Origin of the sequence: Dactylosporangium sp. NPDC050588 (assembly GCF_040654975.1) — a bacterium.
Lineage (GTDB): Bacteria > Actinomycetota > Actinomycetes > Mycobacteriales > Micromonosporaceae > Dactylosporangium > Dactylosporangium maewongense.
The window spans coordinates 33,295-49,123 of the sequence record NZ_JBFAJA010000001.1 but is presented as its reverse complement, the minus strand read 5'-3'; the positions used below and the strand labels follow the sequence as shown (position 1 = coordinate 49,123).

The 15,829-nt window shown below is 68.1% G+C and carries 28 protein-coding genes; all 28 read right to left on the bottom strand.

Annotated elements, in window-relative coordinates:
• Nucleotides 1–20 precede the first annotated feature (20 nt).
• Complete coding sequence (gene rpmJ, locus AB0I21_RS00300) at nt 21–137, bottom strand: 50S ribosomal protein L36 (RefSeq protein WP_014687778.1); 117 nt, start codon at nt 135–137, stop codon at nt 21–23.
• Between the two features lie 75 nt (nt 138–212).
• Entirely contained in the window at nt 213–434 is a 222-nt protein-coding gene (gene infA, locus AB0I21_RS00295; protein ID WP_007073013.1) for a translation initiation factor IF-1, read from the bottom strand.
• 187 nt (nt 435–621) lie between these two features.
• The gene (locus AB0I21_RS00290) at nt 622–1,143 is read right to left on the bottom strand and encodes a DUF1707 domain-containing protein (RefSeq protein WP_360557899.1); all 522 of its coding nucleotides are present in this window, start codon (nt 1,141–1,143) and stop codon (nt 622–624) included.
• A gap of 238 nt (nt 1,144–1,381) precedes the next feature.
• On the bottom strand, nt 1,382–2,221 hold the full coding sequence (gene map / locus AB0I21_RS00285) for a type I methionyl aminopeptidase (protein WP_360557897.1): 840 nt from the start codon (nt 2,219–2,221) through the stop codon (nt 1,382–1,384).
• Nucleotides 2,222–2,223: 2 nt separating this feature from the next.
• The gene (locus AB0I21_RS00280) at nt 2,224–2,877 is read right to left on the bottom strand and encodes an adenylate kinase (protein ID WP_344501825.1); all 654 of its coding nucleotides are present in this window, start codon (nt 2,875–2,877) and stop codon (nt 2,224–2,226) included.
• Nucleotides 2,877–4,214: a preprotein translocase subunit SecY gene (gene secY, locus AB0I21_RS00275; protein WP_344501826.1), complete on the bottom strand. Its 1,338-nt coding sequence runs from the start codon at nt 4,212–4,214 to the stop codon at nt 2,877–2,879. The genes AB0I21_RS00280 and secY overlap by 1 nt, the downstream gene beginning before the upstream one ends.
• Before the next feature lie 259 nt (nt 4,215–4,473).
• Complete coding sequence (gene rplO, locus AB0I21_RS00270) at nt 4,474–4,935, bottom strand: 50S ribosomal protein L15 (RefSeq protein ID WP_344501827.1); 462 nt, start codon at nt 4,933–4,935, stop codon at nt 4,474–4,476.
• Between the two features lie 4 nt (nt 4,936–4,939).
• Nucleotides 4,940–5,122 (bottom strand): 50S ribosomal protein L30, encoded by a 183-nt coding sequence (rpmD, locus tag AB0I21_RS00265; protein ID WP_033357651.1) that lies wholly within the window; start codon nt 5,120–5,122, stop codon nt 4,940–4,942.
• Between the two features lie 2 nt (nt 5,123–5,124).
• On the bottom strand, nt 5,125–5,748 hold the full coding sequence (rpsE, locus tag AB0I21_RS00260; protein ID WP_344501828.1) for a 30S ribosomal protein S5: 624 nt from the start codon (nt 5,746–5,748) through the stop codon (nt 5,125–5,127).
• 14 nt (nt 5,749–5,762) lie between these two features.
• Nucleotides 5,763–6,146: a 50S ribosomal protein L18 gene (rplR, locus tag AB0I21_RS00255; protein ID WP_344501921.1), complete on the bottom strand. Its 384-nt coding sequence runs from the start codon at nt 6,144–6,146 to the stop codon at nt 5,763–5,765.
• A gap of 8 nt (nt 6,147–6,154) precedes the next feature.
• The gene (gene rplF, locus AB0I21_RS00250; protein WP_344501829.1) at nt 6,155–6,697 is read right to left on the bottom strand and encodes a 50S ribosomal protein L6; all 543 of its coding nucleotides are present in this window, start codon (nt 6,695–6,697) and stop codon (nt 6,155–6,157) included.
• 13 nt (nt 6,698–6,710) lie between these two features.
• The gene (gene rpsH, locus AB0I21_RS00245; protein ID WP_033357654.1) at nt 6,711–7,118 is read right to left on the bottom strand and encodes a 30S ribosomal protein S8; all 408 of its coding nucleotides are present in this window, start codon (nt 7,116–7,118) and stop codon (nt 6,711–6,713) included.
• 64 nt (nt 7,119–7,182) lie between these two features.
• The gene (locus AB0I21_RS00240) at nt 7,183–7,368 is read right to left on the bottom strand and encodes a type Z 30S ribosomal protein S14 (RefSeq protein WP_033342853.1); all 186 of its coding nucleotides are present in this window, start codon (nt 7,366–7,368) and stop codon (nt 7,183–7,185) included.
• A 13-nt stretch (nt 7,369–7,381) separates the two neighbouring features.
• Complete coding sequence (gene rplE / locus AB0I21_RS00235) at nt 7,382–7,945, bottom strand: 50S ribosomal protein L5 (protein WP_344501831.1); 564 nt, start codon at nt 7,943–7,945, stop codon at nt 7,382–7,384.
• Nucleotides 7,945–8,259 (bottom strand): 50S ribosomal protein L24, encoded by a 315-nt coding sequence (rplX, locus tag AB0I21_RS00230; RefSeq protein ID WP_033357656.1) that lies wholly within the window; start codon nt 8,257–8,259, stop codon nt 7,945–7,947. The genes rplE and rplX overlap by 1 nt, the downstream gene beginning before the upstream one ends.
• Nucleotides 8,260–8,261: 2 nt before the next feature.
• The gene (gene rplN / locus AB0I21_RS00225) at nt 8,262–8,630 is read right to left on the bottom strand and encodes a 50S ribosomal protein L14 (RefSeq protein ID WP_033357657.1); all 369 of its coding nucleotides are present in this window, start codon (nt 8,628–8,630) and stop codon (nt 8,262–8,264) included.
• A 76-nt stretch (nt 8,631–8,706) separates the two neighbouring features.
• The gene (gene rpsQ, locus AB0I21_RS00220; protein ID WP_033357658.1) at nt 8,707–8,988 is read right to left on the bottom strand and encodes a 30S ribosomal protein S17; all 282 of its coding nucleotides are present in this window, start codon (nt 8,986–8,988) and stop codon (nt 8,707–8,709) included.
• A gap of 2 nt (nt 8,989–8,990) precedes the next feature.
• Nucleotides 8,991–9,230, bottom strand: coding sequence for a 50S ribosomal protein L29 (gene rpmC, locus AB0I21_RS00215; RefSeq protein ID WP_344501832.1), 240 nt, complete (start codon nt 9,228–9,230; stop codon nt 8,991–8,993).
• On the bottom strand, nt 9,230–9,655 hold the full coding sequence (gene rplP / locus AB0I21_RS00210) for a 50S ribosomal protein L16 (RefSeq protein ID WP_190249381.1): 426 nt from the start codon (nt 9,653–9,655) through the stop codon (nt 9,230–9,232). The genes rpmC and rplP overlap by 1 nt, the downstream gene beginning before the upstream one ends.
• 3 nt (nt 9,656–9,658) lie before the next feature.
• A complete protein-coding gene (gene rpsC / locus AB0I21_RS00205; RefSeq protein WP_344501833.1) occupies nt 9,659–10,504 on the bottom strand; it encodes a 30S ribosomal protein S3 in 846 nt (281 codons plus the stop codon).
• Complete coding sequence (gene rplV / locus AB0I21_RS00200) at nt 10,504–11,034, bottom strand: 50S ribosomal protein L22 (protein ID WP_360557895.1); 531 nt, start codon at nt 11,032–11,034, stop codon at nt 10,504–10,506. The genes rpsC and rplV overlap by 1 nt, the downstream gene beginning before the upstream one ends.
• A gap of 26 nt (nt 11,035–11,060) precedes the next feature.
• Complete coding sequence (gene rpsS, locus AB0I21_RS00195; protein ID WP_203845081.1) at nt 11,061–11,342, bottom strand: 30S ribosomal protein S19; 282 nt, start codon at nt 11,340–11,342, stop codon at nt 11,061–11,063.
• A 12-nt stretch (nt 11,343–11,354) separates the two neighbouring features.
• Nucleotides 11,355–12,194: a 50S ribosomal protein L2 gene (gene rplB / locus AB0I21_RS00190; protein WP_344501834.1), complete on the bottom strand. Its 840-nt coding sequence runs from the start codon at nt 12,192–12,194 to the stop codon at nt 11,355–11,357.
• Between the two features lie 12 nt (nt 12,195–12,206).
• Nucleotides 12,207–12,509, bottom strand: a complete 303-nt coding sequence (gene rplW, locus AB0I21_RS00185; RefSeq protein ID WP_203845079.1) for a 50S ribosomal protein L23 — start codon at nt 12,507–12,509, stop codon at nt 12,207–12,209.
• Between the two features lie 2 nt (nt 12,510–12,511).
• Complete coding sequence (gene rplD, locus AB0I21_RS00180) at nt 12,512–13,177, bottom strand: 50S ribosomal protein L4 (protein WP_344501835.1); 666 nt, start codon at nt 13,175–13,177, stop codon at nt 12,512–12,514.
• On the bottom strand, nt 13,174–13,845 hold the full coding sequence (rplC, locus tag AB0I21_RS00175; protein ID WP_360557892.1) for a 50S ribosomal protein L3: 672 nt from the start codon (nt 13,843–13,845) through the stop codon (nt 13,174–13,176). Before rplC ends, rplD begins: the two co-directional genes overlap by 4 nt.
• Before the next feature lie 11 nt (nt 13,846–13,856).
• Nucleotides 13,857–14,165 carry a 30S ribosomal protein S10 gene (gene rpsJ, locus AB0I21_RS00170; RefSeq protein ID WP_018347762.1) on the bottom strand — a complete coding sequence of 103 codons (309 nt, stop codon included), beginning with the start codon at nt 14,163–14,165 and terminating at the stop codon, nt 13,857–13,859.
• A gap of 340 nt (nt 14,166–14,505) precedes the next feature.
• Complete coding sequence (gene tuf, locus AB0I21_RS00165) at nt 14,506–15,699, bottom strand: elongation factor Tu (protein WP_344501837.1); 1,194 nt, start codon at nt 15,697–15,699, stop codon at nt 14,506–14,508.
• Nucleotides 15,700–15,829 lie beyond the last annotated feature (130 nt).

Here is a 15,829-nt window from a genome sequence, read left to right as displayed (position 1 = left end):
GGATCTGGCGACGCCGGGACTCAGCCCTGGCGCTGCTTGTGGCGCGGGTCAGTGCTGCAGATGACCATGACCCGGCCATGCCGCCGGATGATCCGGCAGTTGTTGCAGATCCGCTTGACGCTCGGCTTGACCTTCACGGTTTGCCTAACTCTCGCTGCGCACCCCTACATGGGAGCGACAGTCCCGACCGTTTCCTGGGAACCGACACCGATTTACTTGTAGCGGTAGACGATGCGCCCGCGAGTCAGGTCATAAGGCGACAGCTCGACGACCACTCGGTCCTCGGGCAGGATGCGGATGTAGTGCTGCCGCATCTTCCCGCTGATGTGCGCCAAGACCTTGTGGCCATTGGCGAGCTCCACCCGGAACATCGCGTTCGGGAGTGGCTCGATCACTCGGCCCTCGATCTCGATGGCCCCGTCTTTCTTCGGCATGTCCTCCGCTACCTGACGATCGGGTTGGGTGTCGACGCTTGCATCCTTTTCACGGGCCCTGTTGGAGGACCCGCGCCAGCCGCGGCTCAGGCCTGCCACTAGAAGCGCGTGGGGGCATGCCTGAGTGGACGCTTTGCGCCAATGGACGAGTCTACGCGCGGCAAGCGCGATGCACCAAATCGGGGTCTCAACCCCCGCGCCGCTGCCGCCTGCGCTCCCGCTTCAGCTCCCGCGCGGCATCCGGCCCGCCTGCGAGATAGGTGCTCACCGACGTCGCGAGCAGCACCGCACCGAGCGGCCCGGCGACCCACATCGGCCAGAAGTACGCCGCGTCGCCCCTGGAGATGCTGACCAGCGCCCAGATCACGACGTTGACGGTGACCGCGATCAGCCAGCCGCTCCAGATCCCGAGCAGCCAGTGCGGCTGCCGCCTGAACTGCGCCCTGGCCTCGGGCTCGGCCGGCGCGGGCGCCGACGCATACCCGCTCGCGGGTGCCACCGCGCCGCTGTCCACGGGGCGGAAGCCGGGCAGGTCGCTGAGGATCACGTCGAGGTCGCCATAGGTCCGCGCGGCGTAGGTGTCCTTCAGCCGCTCGTCGTACTCGCCGAGTGACAGCCGGCCCTCGTCGACCGCGGCCTTGAGCCGCTCCGCCACGAACTGCCGGTCGACGTCGGCCGCGCGCAGGTGCTCCCGCCGGTCCACCGCCATTTGCCACCCTCCCCGAGTCGCGTTCCCCGCAAGAAGCATCCCATCCGCGCACGCCGTTCTTCCACCCTGGCCCGCCACGGTACGACTGCCGCTCACCCTTCCCGTCCGCCCCGTTCCGCGATCCGGAACACTTCGCGCAGTCATGGCCGCACAAGGTCTACCGGACCATGGAAGAGCCCGGCGGGGAGAAAACGGCTGTGTGTCGCGCTGACGCCGGCGGTGGGCCCGGCGCGATGAGCTAGGCGTTGACCTGCTGGCGGGCGGTGACGAGCTCGCCGAGGCGGGACCTGCCGCCGTCGGGGGCGGTGAGGACCCAGACGCCGTCGTCGCAGATCGCCATCGTGTGCTCGACGTGGGCGGCGACGGAGCCGTCGACCGTCACCACGGTCCAGCCGTCGTCGAGCTCGGCGACCTTCGGCTTGCCCTTCGTGATCATCGGCTCGATGGCGAGGGCCATGCCGGGGCGCAGCGCGGGGCCCTTGCCCGGGCGGCCGGAGTTCTCCACGAACGGGTCCTGGTGCATGGCGCTGCCGATGCCGTGGCCGCCGTAGCCGTCGACGATGCCGTAGCGGCCGGCCTTGCGGACGGCGGACTGGATCGCGAAGGAGATGTCGGTGAGGCGGCCCTTGCCGGAGCGGACGCCGCGGGCGGCGGCGGCGATGCCGGCCCACATCGCGTCCTCGGCGACGGTGACCAGGCGGCGCAGGTCGTTGCTGATCTCGCCGACGCCGACCGTGATCGCCGCGTCGCCGTGCCAGCCGTCCAGCTCGGCGCCGCAGTCGATCGAGATCAGGTCGCCGGCGCGCAGCACCTGGCGGGCGCTGGGGATGGCGTGGACGACCTGGTCGTTGACCGAGGAGCAGATCGAGGCCGGGTAGCCGTGGTAGCCCTTGAAGGACGGGATGGCGCCGGCGGCCCGGATCGTCTCCTCCGCGATCGCGTCCAGGTCGGCGGTGCTGACGCCGGGCTGGACCGCGGCCCGCATGCGGGCCAGGGCGTCGGCGACGACCAGGCCCGCGCGGCGCATGTGGCCGATCTGCTCAGGGGTCTTGAGCTCGATCTCGACCTGGTGCGCCACGGTCAGCCGCCGTAGGAGCGCAGGGCGTCGATCGCGCGGACCGTGATGTCCTCGACCGGTCCGGTGGCGTCGATGCCCACCAGCTTGCCCTGCGCGCCGTAGTAGTCGACGAGGGGCGAGGTGTCCCGGGCGTAGACCTTCAGCCGCTCGGCGATCGTCTCGGCCTTGTCGTCGTCGCGCTGGAAGAGCTCGCCGCCGCAGCGGTCGCACACGCCCTCGTGGGTCGGCGCGTCGAACTCGACGTGCCAGATCTTGCCGCAGCCGCGGCAGGTCCGGCGGCCGGAGAGCCGCCGGATGACCTCTTCGTTCTCCACGACGAGCTCGAGCACGATGTCGAGCCCGGTGCCGAGGTCGGCGAGGAGCTTGTCGAGGGCGTTGGCCTGCGGGACGGTGCGCGGGAAGCCGTCGAGGAGGAAGCCGTCGGCCGCGTCGCCCTCCGACAGGCGGTCGGACACCATGTTGATGGTGACCTCGTCGGGGACGAGCTGGCCGGCGTCCATGTAGCGCTTCGCCTCGACGCCGAGCGGGGTGCCCTGCCCGACGTTGGCCCGGAAGATGTCTCCCGTGGAGATTTTGGGCACGGCGAGGTGCGCGGCGATGAACTCGGCCTGGGTCCCCTTGCCCGCCCCGGGGGGACCTACCAGCACCAGCCTCACTACCGGAGGAACCCTTCGTAGTTGCGCTGCATGAGCTGGCTCTCGATCTGCTTCACCGTTTCGAGGCCCACACCAACAATAATGAGCACTGCGGTGCCGCCGAACGGGAAGTTCTGCAGAGCCTGTCCGCCACCGACGACCCCGATGAGCAGGTTGGGCAGGATCGAGATGATGCCCAGGTAGAGCGCGCCGGGGAGGGTGATGCGGCTGAGGATGAAGTCAAGATACTCGGCGGTCGGCTTGCCCGGCCGGATACCGGGGACGAACCCGCCGTACTTGCGCATGTTGTCCGCGACCTCAGTGGGGTTGAACGTGATCGACACGTAGAAGTACGTGAAGAAGATGATCAACATGAAGTAGAGGATGATGTGCGCCGGCTTGTCCTGGGCGACGATGTTGCGCTGGATCCACAGGACGGTCTTGTTGGTCGTGTCCGACCCGGCGAACCTGGTGATCAGGTCAGGCAGGTAGAGCAGCGACGAGGCGAAGATGACCGGGATGACACCCGCCTGGTTGACCTTCAGCGGGATGTAGGTCGACGTCCCGCCGTACATGCGGCGGCCGATCATGCGCTTCGCGTATTGCACCGGGATGCGACGCTGGGCCTGCTCCAGGAAGACCACGAAGGCGATGACGACGACCGCGAGGCCCACGATGACGAAGAACGTGGTCTTGTCGTCCTGGAAGATCGAGAGGCCCTCGTTGGGGAGCCGGGCGGCGATCGAGGTGAAGATCAGGACGGACATGCCGTTGCCGACGCCGCGGTCCGTGACCAGCTCGCCGAACCACATGACCATGCCGGTGCCGGCGGTCATCGTGATGACCAGCACGGTGAGCGTCAGCCACAGCGGGATCTTGCCGGTGTCCGGGATGACCGGGAACTGCGTCTGGTCGCACGCGCCGTTGAAGAGCTGGCCGGACCGCGCCAGGGCGACGATCGCCGAGGCCTGCAGCACGCCGAGCCCGAGGGTGAGGTAGCGCGTGTACTGGGTGATCTTCGCCTGGCCGGACTGGCCTTCCTTGCGCAGCTGCTCCAGGCGCGGGATCACGACCGTCAGCAGCTGCAGGATGATGCTCGCGGTGATGTACGGCATGATGCCGAGCGCGAAGACTGAAAGTTGCAGCAGCGCGCCACCGGAGAACAGGTTGAGCAGCGTCGCGACGTTGCTGCTGTCACCGCTCTCGACGATGTCGAGGCACTTCTGCACATTGCCGAACGACACACCGGGGCTGGGGAGCGTGGCACCCACCCGGTAGAGCGCGATCATCAGCAATGTGAACAGGATTTTGTTGCGCAGGTCAGGCGTGCGAAACGCGCTGGCAAAGGCGGAGAGCAACGTTCTTCCTCCTGCGCAAGGCGGCCGGGCGGCCGACGAGGTGGGGTCCTGGTGGTGCGTTTGGTGCGGGTGGTGCGACTGAACGGCTGAGCAGAGCGTGTTACTGCGCAACGGACTCTAACAGGATGCCCGCAGCACATCACGCCCCGGCGATCCCTCAGCTTTTCAGGTGGTCCTTCGGGTGGTGCTCCGACTGTCCTTGAGGCACCGCGTGGCGCCCACCAAAGATGCTCCGGTGGACGCCACGGTAGCGCGTTCTCTACTCCGCTGCGGAGCCGCCGAGCAGCGTGGCGGAGCCGCCCGCTGCTTCCAGCTTCTCCTTGGCCGTCGCACTGAACTTGTGCGCACTGACCTGCAGCTTCACGCCGCCGAGCTCCCCGTCGCCGAGGACCTTGACCAGCTCGCCCTTACGGACGGCGCCGGCGTCGACGAGCTCGTCGACCCCGATGGTGCCGCCCTTCGGGAACAGCTCCGCGAGCCGGGCCAGGTTGACGACCTGGAACTCGATGCGGTTGCGGTTCTTGAAGCCCTTGAGCTTCGGCAGGCGCATGTGGAGGGGCATCTGCCCACCCTCGAACGCCGCTGAGATGTTCTTGCGGGCCTTGGAGCCCTTGGTGCCACGACCGGCGGTCTTACCCTTGGAGCCCTCACCGCGACCGACACGGGTCTTCGCGGTCTTGGCGCCCGGGGCGGGCCGCAGGTGGTGCAGTTTGATCGTCATCGGATTACTCCACCTCTTCCACGGTGACCAGGTGCGTCACGGTGTGGATCATGCCGCGGATCTCCGGACGGTCTTCCTTGACGACGACGTCGCGGATCCGCTTCAGGCCGAGCGAACGCAGCGTGTCCCGCTGGTTCTGCTTGGTGCCGATCTCGGACCGGATCTGGGTGACCTTCAGGCGCGCCATGGTCATGCACCGACCCCGGCCCGCTGGGCCAGCATGGCCGCCGGAGCGACGTCCTCGACCGGCAGACCGCGACGGGCGGCCACGGCCTCCGGCGCCTCGAGCTTCTTCAGCGCCGCCACCGTCGCGTGGACGATGTTGATCGCGTTCGAGGAGCCGAGGCTCTTGGAGAGCACGTCGTGGATGCCCGCGCACTCCAGGACGGCACGCACCGGGCCACCGGCGATGACGCCGGTACCGGCGGAGGCCGGCTTGAGCAGCACGACGCCCGCGGCGTCCTCGCCGATCACCGGGTGCGGGATCGAGGCCGCGATCCGCGGCACCTTGAAGAAGTGCTTCTTGGCCTCCTCGACGCCCTTGGCGATGGCCGCGGGCACCTCCTTGGCCTTTCCGTATCCGACGCCGACGGTGCCGTCGCCGTCACCGACGATGACGAGGGCGGTGAAGCTGAAGCGACGACCACCCTTCACGACCTTGGCGACACGGTTGATCGCGACGACCCGCTCGAGGTGCGGGGTCTTCTCGGCGGGCGCGTTGCCGCGGCCGCCTCCTTCGCGACGATTCTCGCGACGGCCGCCACCTTCGGTGTTCCCACCGGACCCGCCGCCCCTGCGCTGAGGACCAGGCATGAACGTTCCCTTTCCTAGAATTCGAGTCCGGCTTCGCGGGCGGCGTCAGCCAGGGCCGCGATGCGGCCGGCGTAACGGTTTCCGCCACGGTCGAAGACGACCTTGCCGACACCCGCGGCCTTCGCCCGCTCGGCGAGGAGGGTGCCGACCTTGGTGGCCAGCGCCTTCTTGTCGCCGTCGGTGCCGCGGATGCTCGCGTCGAGCGTCGACGCCGAGGCCAGCGTGTGGCCCTTGAGGTCGTCGACGATCTGCGCCGTGATGTTCCGCAGCGTGCGGGTGACGACCAGGCGCGGACGCTCGGCGGTGCCACTGACGTGCTTGCGGATGCGGAAGTGCCGGCGTGCGCGCCCGACTCGGCGCGCCGCGGCGGTGCCGCCTGCGTTGCGGCGCTTGAGCAGCGTGGCGCTCACTTCTTGCCTGCCTTTCCAGCCTTACGGCGGATGACCTCGCCCTGGTACTTCACGCCCTTGCCCTTGTACGGCTCCGGCGGGCGGATCTTGCGGATGTTGGCGGCGACCTCGCCCACCTGCTGCTTGTCGATGCCGGCGATGTGGAACAGCGTCGGCCGCTCGACGGTGAACGTGATGCCCGCGGGGGGCGTCACGAGCACGGGGTGGGAGAACCCGAGCGCGAACTCCAGGTCGGCGCCTTTCGCGGTGACGCGGTAACCGGTGCCGGCGATCTCGAGGCTCTTGCGGTAGCCCTCGGTCACGCCGATGACCATGTTCGCGATGAGCGTGCGGGTCAGGCCGTGCAGCTCCTTGGCCTTGCGCTCGTCATTGGGGCGCACGACGCTGAAGGAGCCGTCCTCGGCCTTCTCCAGCGTGATGGGCTCGGCGATCGTGTGGTTCAGCTCGCCCTTGGGTCCCTTGACGGTGACGACCTGACCGTCGACCCGCAGGTCAACGCCGGCGGGCACCGCGATGGGCTTACGTCCGATTCGAGACATTGAAGGCTCTCCCTTACCAGACGTAGGCGAGGACTTCCCCGCCCACCCCTCGCTTGCGGGCCTGCCGGTCGGTGAGCAGCCCTTGGGACGTCGAGATGATGGCCACACCGAGGCCACCGAGCACGCGCGGCATCTCCACCGACTTCGCGTACACCCGGAGACCGGGCTTCGAGACGCGGCGGATGCCGGCGAGGCTGCGCTCACGGCTCTGGCCGTACTTGAGTTCAACGATCAGCGTCTTGCCGACCTTGCCCTCTTCCGGCTCCTGAACCTGCCACGAGGACACGTAGCCCTCGGACTTGAGAACCTCGGCGATGTTCGCCTTGATCTTCGAGTAGGGCATCGACACCCGGTCGTGGTACGCCTGGTTGGCGTTGCGCAGACGCGTCAGCATGTCTGCGATCGGGTCGGTCATGGTCATTGCTTTGTCAGCCTTTCTCGCCGCGGTTCCTCGCCGCTGTGGGCGGGCCTACGGCGAAGGAGGTTTACCAGGAGGCCTTGGAGACGCCGGGCAGCTCGCCGCGGTGCGCCATCTCACGGATGCACACGCGGCACAGCCCGAACTTCCGGTACACGGCCTTGGGCCGGCCGCAGCGCTGGCAGCGGGTGTAAGCGCGGACCGCGAACTTGGGCTTCGCGGCGGCCTTGAGGATGAGGGCCTTCTTCGCCATTGGTCAGTTCTCCCTAGTTCTCACGGAAGGGGAAGCCGAGCAGCTTGAGCAGCGCGCGACCTTCCTCGTCCGTGCGAGCGGTGGTGACCACGGTGATGTCCATCCCTCGCGGCCGGTCGATGCGGTCCTGGTCGATCTCGTGGAACACCGACTGCTCGGTGAGACCGAAGGTGTAGTTGCCGTTGCCGTCGAGCTTGCGCCCGTCGAGACCGCGGAAGTCGCGGATACGCGGCAGTGCGATCGACAGCAGCCGGTCGAGGAACTCCCACATCCGGTCGTTGCGGAGAGTGACCTTCGCGCCGATCGGCATGCCCTCACGCAGCTTGAACTGCGCGATGGACTTGGTGGCGCGACGGATCTGCGGCTTCTGGCCGGTGATCGTGGCCAGGTCGCGGACCGCGCCGTCGATCAGCTTCGAGTCGCGGGCCGCCTCGCCGACACCCATGTTGACGACGACCTTGACGACGCCCGGGATCTGCATCACGTTGGCGTACTTGAACTGCTCCTGCAGCTTGCCGGCGATCTCGTCGCGGTAGCGCTGCTTGAGGCGCGGGTTCACCTTGTCGACCGTCGTCATCACAGATCCTTACCGGAGCGACGCGACGTGCGGGTCTTGACGCCGTCCTCGTCGATGCGGGCACCGACGCGGGTCGGCTTGTTGTCCGAGTCGATCACCATCACGTTGGACACGTGGATGGCGGCTTCCTGGGTCACGATGCCACCGGTCTTCGAACCACGCTGGGTGGTGCGGATCCGGGTGTGCTTCTTGACGCGGTTCACGCCCTCGACGATGACCTTGTCCTCGCGCGGGAGGGCGGTGAGGACCTTGCCCCGGGTGCCCTTGTCCTTGCCCGCGATGACCAGGACGGTGTCGCCCTTTTTGACCTTCATGGTTACAACACCTCCGGCGCGAGCGAGATGATCTTCATGAAACGCTTGTCCCGGAGCTCACGCCCGACCGGGCCGAAGATGCGGGTACCACGGGGGTCACCGCCGTCCTTGATGATCACGGCGGCGTTCTCGTCGAACCGGATGTAGGACCCGTCCGGCCGGCGCCGTTCCTTGGTGGTCCGGACGACGACGGCCTTGACCACGTCACCCTTCTTCACGCCGGCGCCCGGGATGGCGTCCTTCACGGTGGCCACGATGATGTCGCCGATGCCTGCATAGCGGCGACCCGAGCCACCGAGCACACGGATGCACAGGATCTCCCGGGCACCCGTGTTGTCGGCGACGCGCAGCCGCGACTCCTGCTGAATCACGCTTGTCTCCTAATGTCTGCCAGTTCTCGGCACCGGCGCTTCGAGGGCCGGTGCCGAGCTTGGCGGAACGACGGCCTTACTTGGCCTTTTCGAGGATCTCCACGACCCGCCAGCGCTTGGTGGCGGACAGCGGCCGGGTCTCCATGAGCAGCACCCGGTCGCCGATACCACACGCGTTCTGCTCGTCGTGCGCCTTGAGCTTGTTGGTGCGGCGCATGACCTTGCCGTACAGCGGGTGCTTGACCTGGTCCTCGACCGCCACGACGACGGTCTTGTTCATCTTGTCGCTGACCACGAGGCCCTCGCGGACCTTGCGGCGGCCGCGCACCTCGGTGCTCTCGGTCGTCTGCTCGCTCATGCTCATGCCACCTCAGCCACAGCGTCGGGCGCGGCTGAGAGACCCAGCTCACGCTCGCGCATGATCGTGTAGATCCGGGCGATGTCCTTGCGGATGATCTGCAACCGCCCGTGGTTGTCCAGCTGGCCGGTGGCCGACTGGACGCGGAGGTTGAACAGCTCCGCCTTCGCTTCCCGGAGCTTCTCGACCAGACTCTCGTCGGAGAGCTCGCGCAGCTCGGTCGCCTTGATTCCGGCGGCCATCAGACATCAGCCCCTTCACGCGTGACGATCCGGCACTTCAGCGGAAGCTTGTGGATCGCGCGGCGCATTGCCTCGCGGGCGATCTGCTCGTTCGGGAACGACATCTCGAACAGGATCCGGCCCGGCTTGATGTTGGCCACCCACCACTCGGGGGAGCCCTTGCCGGAACCCATGCGGGTCTCGGCCGGCTTCTTGGTGATGGAGCGGTCCGGGAAGATCGTGATCCAGACCTTGCCGCCACGACGGATGTGCCGGGTCATGGCGATACGGGCCGCCTCGATCTGGCGGTTCGTGATGTACGCGGGCTCGAGGGCCTGGATACCGAACTCACCGAAGACCACGCGGGTGCCGCCCTTGGCCGGGCCGTGACGGTCCGGGTGGTGCGGCTTGCGGAAGCCCTTCGGGGGCTTACGAGGGATCAGCATTCGTCAGCCCTCCTGAGGCGTCTCTGCCGGAGCGGACTCCGCCGGGGCCGCGTCGGGCGTCACCTCGGCGGCCTGCGCCGCAGCGGCGGCCCGGCCGGCCTCGGTGCCACCGGCGGTCGTGCCGGAGGAGCCGGAGCGCCCGCGACGCGGCCGCTCGGGCCGGTCGGTGCGCTCGCGACGGCCACCGCGCGGAGCGGCGGCCTCGGCCGGCGCCTCGCGACCCGGGACGGCGTCGCCCTTGTAGATCCAGACCTTCACGCCGATGCGGCCGAAGGTGGTACGGGCCTCGAAGAAGCCGTACTCGATGTTGGCCCGCAGCGAGTGCAGCGGAACACGACCCTCACGGTAGAACTCCGTGCGGCTCATCTCGGCGCCGCCGAGGCGGCCGGAGACCTGCACCCGGATGCCCTTGACGAGCGTGTTCTTCATCGCGGACTGCATCGCCTTGCGCATCGCACGGCGGAAGCTGACCCGGCTGGACAGCTGCTCGGCCACGCCCTGCGCGACGAGCTGCGCGTCCGACTCGGGGCTCTTCACCTCGAGGATGTTGAGCTGCACCTGCTTGCCGGTGAGCTTCTCGAGCTCGTTGCGGATGCGGTCGGCCTCGGCGCCCTTACGGCCGATGACGATGCCCGGGCGGGCCGTGTGGATGTCCACGCGGACCCGGTCGCGGGTGCGCTCGATGTCGACCTTGGCGATGCCGGCGCGCTCAAGGCCCTTGGACATCATCCGACGGATCTTGACGTCCTCGGCGATGTAGTCCTTGTAGAGCTTGTCGGCGTACCAGCGGGACTTCCAGTCGGTGCTGATGCCGAGCCGGAACCCGTGCGGGTGAACCTTCTGACCCATTACTCGGTCCCTTCCTCGGCGTCAGCCTTCGGCGTCGCCTTCGTGGCCTTCTTCGCCGGAGCGGCCTTCTTCGCCGCGGGCGCCTCGACCTCGTCGGTCTCCGGCGTCACGGCCTTCGCCGCCTTGGTCGCCTTCGCCACGCCGGCCTTGGCCGCGCGGGCCTGGGCGGCGGGGACGCTCTCGACCACGATGGTGATGTGGCTGGTCCGCTTGCGGATCCGGTACGCGCGACCCTGCGCCCGCGGACGGAACCGCTTGAGCGTCGGGCCCTCGTCGACGTACGCCTCGGCGACCAGGAGCGAGTCCGGGTCGAGCCGCTCGTTGTTCTCTGCGTTGGCGATGGCGCTCGCCAGCACCTTGTAGACCGGCTCGCTCGCCGACTGCGGGGCGAACTGCAGCACCGTCAGTGCGTCGCGCGCGGGCAGGCCGCGGACGAGGTTCACCACCCGGCGGGCCTTCATGGGCGACACGCGCACATGGCGCGCGATCGCCCGGGCACCGGGCAGCGCCGCCGCTGCTTTCGTTGGCATTGGGAAATCCCCTTTAGTTGGCTGCCTTAACGGCGGCGGCTCTTCCGGTCGTCCTTCTCGTGACCCTTGAACGTGCGGGTCAGCGCGAACTCGCCGAGCTTGTGCCCGACCATCGCCTCCGTCACGAAGACGGGAACGTGCTTACGCCCGTCGTGGACGGCGATCGTGTGCCCGAGCATGTCGGGGATGATCGTCGACCGGCGCGACCAGGTCTTGATGACGTTCTTGGAGTTCTTGGCGTTCTGGACTTCCACCTTCTTGATGAGGTGGTCGTCGACGAACGGGCCCTTCTTGAGGCTGCGAGGCATTGCTCAGGCTCCTTAGCCGCGCTTCCGGGTGGCGTAACGCCTACGGACGATGAGTCGGTCGCTCGGCTGGCCCTTGCGCCGCGTGCGGCCCTCCGGCTTGCCCTTCGGGTTGACCGGGTGGCGACCACCCGAGGTCTTACCCTCACCACCACCGTGCGGGTGGTCGATGGGGTTCATGGCGACACCACGGACGGTCGGGCGCTTGCCCTTCCAGCGCATGCGGCCGGCCTTGCCCCAGTTGATGTTCGACTGGTCGGCGTTGCCGATCTCGCCGACGGTCGCCCGGCAGGTGACCTCGACGCGCCGGATCTCGCCGGACGGCATGCGCAGCGTCGCGTACTGGCCCTCACGGCCCAGCAGCTGGATGCCCACGCCGGCCGAGCGGGCCAGCTTCGCGCCGCCACCCGGGCGCAGCTCCACCGCGTGCACGGTGGTGCCGACCGGGATGTTGCGCAGCGGGAGGTTGTTGCCCGGCTTGATGTCGGCGCCGGCCCCGGCCTCGACGCGGTCGCCCTGCTTCAGGTCCTTCGGCGCGATGATGTACCGCTTCTCGCCGTCGGCGTAGTGCAGCAGCGCGATGCGCGCGGTGCGGTTGGGGTCGTACTCGATGTGCGCGACCTTGGCGGGGATGCCGTCCTTGTCCGCCCGCCGGAAGTCGATCAGCCGGTACTGACGCTTGTGGCCGCCGCCCTGGTGGCGCGCGGTGACGCGGCCGTGGACGTTGCGTCCGCCCTTGCTGGGCAGCGGAACGAGGAGCGACTTCTCGGGCGTCGATCGGGTGATCTCGGCGAAGTCGGCGACGCTCGAACCACGACGACCCGGGGTCGTCGGCTTGTATTTACGGATAGCCATCGTCTATACCCCTCAGCTGACCGGTCCGCCGAAGGCTTCGATCCGGTCACCGTCGGCGAGCTTGACCATCGCCCGCTTCGTGTCCTTGCGCTTGCCCCAGCCAGTGCGGGTCCGCTTGCGCTTGCCTTCGCGGTTGATGGTGTTGACCGACAGGACGCGGACGTTGAAGATCTGCTGAATCGCGATCTTGATCTCGGTCTTGTTCGCGTCCGGGTGCACCAGGAACGTGTACCAGTTGCGGTTGAGCTCGCTGTAGCTCTTCTCAGAGACCACCGGCTGGATGATCACGTCGCGTGGATCGGCGATCGTCGCCATGATCAGGCCTCCTCGGTGGTCTCGGCGGCGTCGGCAGCGCCGGCGGCCGGCACGCCGAGGAACTCGTCCAACGCCGCGGTCGTGAAGATGACCTGGTCGGCGAGGAGCACGTCGTGCGTGTTGAGCTGGTCGGCGACCAGGAGGTGCACCGACTGCTCGTTGCGCAGGCTCAGCCAGTTGGCCTCGTCGTCGCGCGGGAGGACCACGAGGACCCGGCGCGCGTCGGTGATGCCGCGCAGCACCTTCAGGGCGTCCTTGGTCTTCGGGGTGTCGCCGTTGATGAAGTTCTCCACGACGTGGATGCGACCCTCGCGGGCCCGGTCGGAGAGCGCGCCACGCAGGGCGGCGGCCTTCATCTTCTTGTTCACCCGCTGGGTGTAGTCACGCGGCACGGGGCCGTGCGTGACGCCACCGCCGGTGAACTGCGGCGCGCGGATCGAGCCCTGACGGGCACGGCCGGTGCCCTTCTGCTTGTAGGGCTTCTTGCCGCCGCCGGACACCTCCCCGCGGGTCTTGACCTTGTGCGTGCCCTGGCGGGCCGCGGCGAGCTGCGCGACGACGACCTGATGCAGCAGCGGGATGCTGGCCTGCGCGTCGAAGATGTCGTCCGGCAGCTCGACGGTGCCGTTGGTGGCGCCGTCAGCCGTCTTGATGTCAACGGTGGTCACTTGGTGATCCCACCTTTCTGCGCCTTCACCGCGACCTTGGCGGCGCTCCGCAGCAGCACGAGGCTGCCCTTCGGACCGGGGACCGCACCCTTGATGAGGATCAGGCCCTGCTCCAGCTCGACCGCCTGGACGGTCAGGTTCTGCACGGTGAAGCGCGCCCCACCCATGCGGCCGGCCATCTTCACGCCCTTGAAGACGCGACCCGGGGTCGCGCAGGCGCCGATGGAGCCGGGCGAGCGGTGCTTGCGCTCGACACCGTGGCTCGCGCGGAGGCCGTGGAAGCCGTGCCGCTTCATGACACCGGCGTAGCCCTTGCCCTTGGTCCGGCCGGTGACGTCGATCCGCTGGCCGGCGGCGAAGAGGTCCGCGGTGATCTCCTGGCCGAGCGAGTACTCGCCGGCGTCGGTGGTCCGCAGCTCGACGACGTGCCGGCGGGGAGCGACGTCCGCCTTGGCGAAGTGGCCCGACCGCGGCTTGTTGACCTTGCGCGGGTCGATCTGGCCCCACGCGAGCTGGACCGCGGAGTAGCCGTCGTTGTCAGCCGTGCGCACCTGGGTCACGACGCACGGGCCGGCCTGCACCACAGTCACCGGGACGACCTTGCCGTTGTCCCAGATCTGGGTCATGCCGAGCTTCTCACCCAGGATGCCCTTGACTTGCCTGTCCATAAGTCCGGTCCCTACAGCTTGATCTCGATGTCGACACCAGCCGGCAGGTCGAGCCGCATGAGCGAGTCAACCGTCTTCGGGGTCGGGTCGATGATGTCGATCAGACGCTTGTGCGTGCGCATCTCGAAGTGCTCGCGCGAGTCCTTGTACTTGTGCGGCGAGCGGATCACGCAGTAGCGGTTGATCTCAGTGGGCAGCGGCACCGGCCCAGCGACCTGAGCCCCGGTGCGCGTGACCGTCTCGACGATCTTCCGCGCCGAGGAGTCGACGACCTCGTGGTCGTAGGCCTTGAGCCGGATGCGGATCTTCTGTCCCGCCATGGTGGCTTCAGTTCCCTCTCTCATGCGAGGTCTCTCGACCTCGCGGAACCCCGAAGGGTCCGGTGCCGCCTATTTGGTTTGTCCGACCCCCGCGGTCGGGCGTGTCGCGGCCAAGGGCCAGGCTCCGCCGCCGACGTCCTTCTCAGGGCCGCTGGTGGCTTTCGGAGTCCTACCCCAGGGCGTGCCACGCCCAGTCGCGGAGGTTCGCGCCAGTCATAGAACTGACGCCGCGCGGAAGCGGCCGAGACTTCTCATTGAGCAGTCTCGACCGCCCCGCGACGCAACCCGACCATTATGCCGCACGAGGTGCGACAAAGTGAAATCGGGGTGCCTCAGGTCTTTACTTGAGGATCTTCGTCACACGGCCGGCGCCGACGGTGCGGCCACCCTCGCGGATCGCGAAGCGGAGGTTCTCCTCCATGGCGATCGGCTGGATGAGCTGCACGGTCATGCCGGTGTTGTCGCCGGGCATGACCATCTCGGTGCCCTCGGGCAGCGTGACGACGCCGGTGACGTCCGTGGTGCGGAAGTAGAACTGCGGACGGTAGTTCTGGAAGAACGGGGTGTGCCGGCCACCCTCCTCCTTGGAGAGGATGTAGACGGTCGCCTCGAACTCGGTGTGCGGGGTGTTGCTACCCGGCTTCACCACGACCATGCCGCGCTCGACGTCCTCGCGCTTGATACCACGCAGGAGCAGGCCGACGTTCTCACCGGCGCGCGCCTCGTCGAGGATCTTGCGGAACATCTCGATGGCGGTGCAGGTGGTCTTCATCGACTTGGCCTTGATGCCGACGATCTCGACTTCCTCGTTCGGCTTGAGGATGCCACGCTCGACACGACCGGTGACGACGGTGCCACGACCGGTGATCGTGAAGACGTCCTCGACGGGCATGAGGAACGGCTTCTCGGTCTCACGCTCGGGCTGCGGGATCGCGCTGTCCACGGCGCCCATGAGCTCCATGAGGGCGTCCGACCACTTCGGGTCGCCCTCGAGGGCCTTCAGGGCCGAGACGCGCACGACCGGCGCGTCGTCGCCGGGGAACTCCTGGCTCGACAGGAGCTCACGGACCTCGAGCTCGACGAGCTCCAGGAGCTCCTCGTCCTCGACCATGTCGCTCTTGTTCAGCGCCACCACGATGTAGGGGACGCCGACCTGGCGGGCCAGCAGCACGTGCTCGCGGGTCTGCGGCATCGGGCCGTCGGTCGCCGCGACCACCAGGATCGCGCCGTCCATCTGCGCGGCACCGGTGATCATGTTCTTGATGTAGTCGGCGTGGCCCGGGCAGTCAACGTGGGCGTAGTGCCGGGCTTCGGTCTGGTACTCGACGTGCGCGATCGAGATCGTGATGCCGCGGGCCTTCTCCTCCGGCGCCTTGTCGATCTCGTCGAACGGGGTGTAGGGGTTCACGTCCGGCATGCGGTCGTGGAGCACCTTGGTAATGGCCGCCGTCAGCGTCGTCTTCCCGTGGTCGATGTGACCGATGGTGCCGATGTTGACGTGCGGCTTAGTCCGCTCGAACTTCGCCTTCGCCACTGGTGTCCTCCTGTGGACTTCTGGTTCGCGGTGCGTCGACGCCTGAAGCGTCGACGCACCCTGTCGACTTGGGTCTGGCGGCTGAAGCCTTCAGGCCCGCTGATGCAGCCTCGCGGCCGCGGACCGGGAA

Excerpts from the sequence above, each read along its gene's own strand:
- rplW (WP_203845079.1), bottom strand. The coding sequence starts at position 12,509 with ATGGCGACGATCGCCGATCCACGCGACGTGATCATCCAGCCGGTGGTC.
- AB0I21_RS00290 (WP_360557899.1), bottom strand. The coding sequence starts at position 1,143 with ATGGCGGTGGACCGGCGGGAGCACCTGCGCGCGGCCGACGTCGACCGG.
- rpsC (WP_344501833.1), bottom strand. The coding sequence starts at position 10,504 with ATGGGTCAGAAGGTTCACCCGCACGGGTTCCGGCTCGGCATCAGCACC.
- rplC (WP_360557892.1), bottom strand. The coding sequence starts at position 13,845 with ATGGACAGGCAAGTCAAGGGCATCCTGGGTGAGAAGCTCGGCATGACC.
- infA (WP_007073013.1), bottom strand. The coding sequence starts at position 434 with ATGCCGAAGAAAGACGGGGCCATCGAGATCGAGGGCCGAGTGATCGAG.
- AB0I21_RS00240 (WP_033342853.1), bottom strand. The coding sequence starts at position 7,368 with ATGGCGAAGAAGGCCCTCATCCTCAAGGCCGCCGCGAAGCCCAAGTTC.
- rpsH (WP_033357654.1), bottom strand. The coding sequence starts at position 7,118 with ATGACCATGACCGACCCGATCGCAGACATGCTGACGCGTCTGCGCAAC.
- rpsQ (WP_033357658.1), bottom strand. The coding sequence starts at position 8,988 with ATGAGCGAGCAGACGACCGAGAGCACCGAGGTGCGCGGCCGCCGCAAG.
- rplP (WP_190249381.1), bottom strand. The coding sequence starts at position 9,655 with ATGCTGATCCCTCGTAAGCCCCCGAAGGGCTTCCGCAAGCCGCACCAC.
- rplV (WP_360557895.1), bottom strand. The coding sequence starts at position 11,034 with ATGCCAACGAAAGCAGCGGCGGCGCTGCCCGGTGCCCGGGCGATCGCG.
- rplX (WP_033357656.1), bottom strand. The coding sequence starts at position 8,259 with ATGAAGGTCAAAAAGGGCGACACCGTCCTGGTCATCGCGGGCAAGGAC.
- rpmC (WP_344501832.1), bottom strand. The coding sequence starts at position 9,230 with ATGGCCGCCGGAATCAAGGCGACCGAGCTGCGCGAGCTCTCCGACGAG.
- rplO (WP_344501827.1), bottom strand. The coding sequence starts at position 4,935 with ATGACGATCAAACTGCACCACCTGCGGCCCGCCCCGGGCGCCAAGACC.
- rplB (WP_344501834.1), bottom strand. The coding sequence starts at position 12,194 with ATGGCTATCCGTAAATACAAGCCGACGACCCCGGGTCGTCGTGGTTCG.
- rpsJ (WP_018347762.1), bottom strand. The coding sequence starts at position 14,165 with ATGGCGGGACAGAAGATCCGCATCCGGCTCAAGGCCTACGACCACGAG.
- rpsE (WP_344501828.1), bottom strand. The coding sequence starts at position 5,748 with ATGCCTGGTCCTCAGCGCAGGGGCGGCGGGTCCGGTGGGAACACCGAA.
- rpsS (WP_203845081.1), bottom strand. The coding sequence starts at position 11,342 with ATGCCTCGCAGCCTCAAGAAGGGCCCGTTCGTCGACGACCACCTCATC.
- rplE (WP_344501831.1), bottom strand. The coding sequence starts at position 7,945 with ATGACGACGGTCGACAAGGTGAACCCGCGCCTCAAGCAGCGCTACCGC.
- rplF (WP_344501829.1), bottom strand. The coding sequence starts at position 6,697 with ATGTCTCGAATCGGACGTAAGCCCATCGCGGTGCCCGCCGGCGTTGAC.
- rpmD (WP_033357651.1), bottom strand. The coding sequence starts at position 5,122 with ATGGCGCGCCTGAAGGTCACCCAGATCCGGTCCGAGATCGGCACCAAG.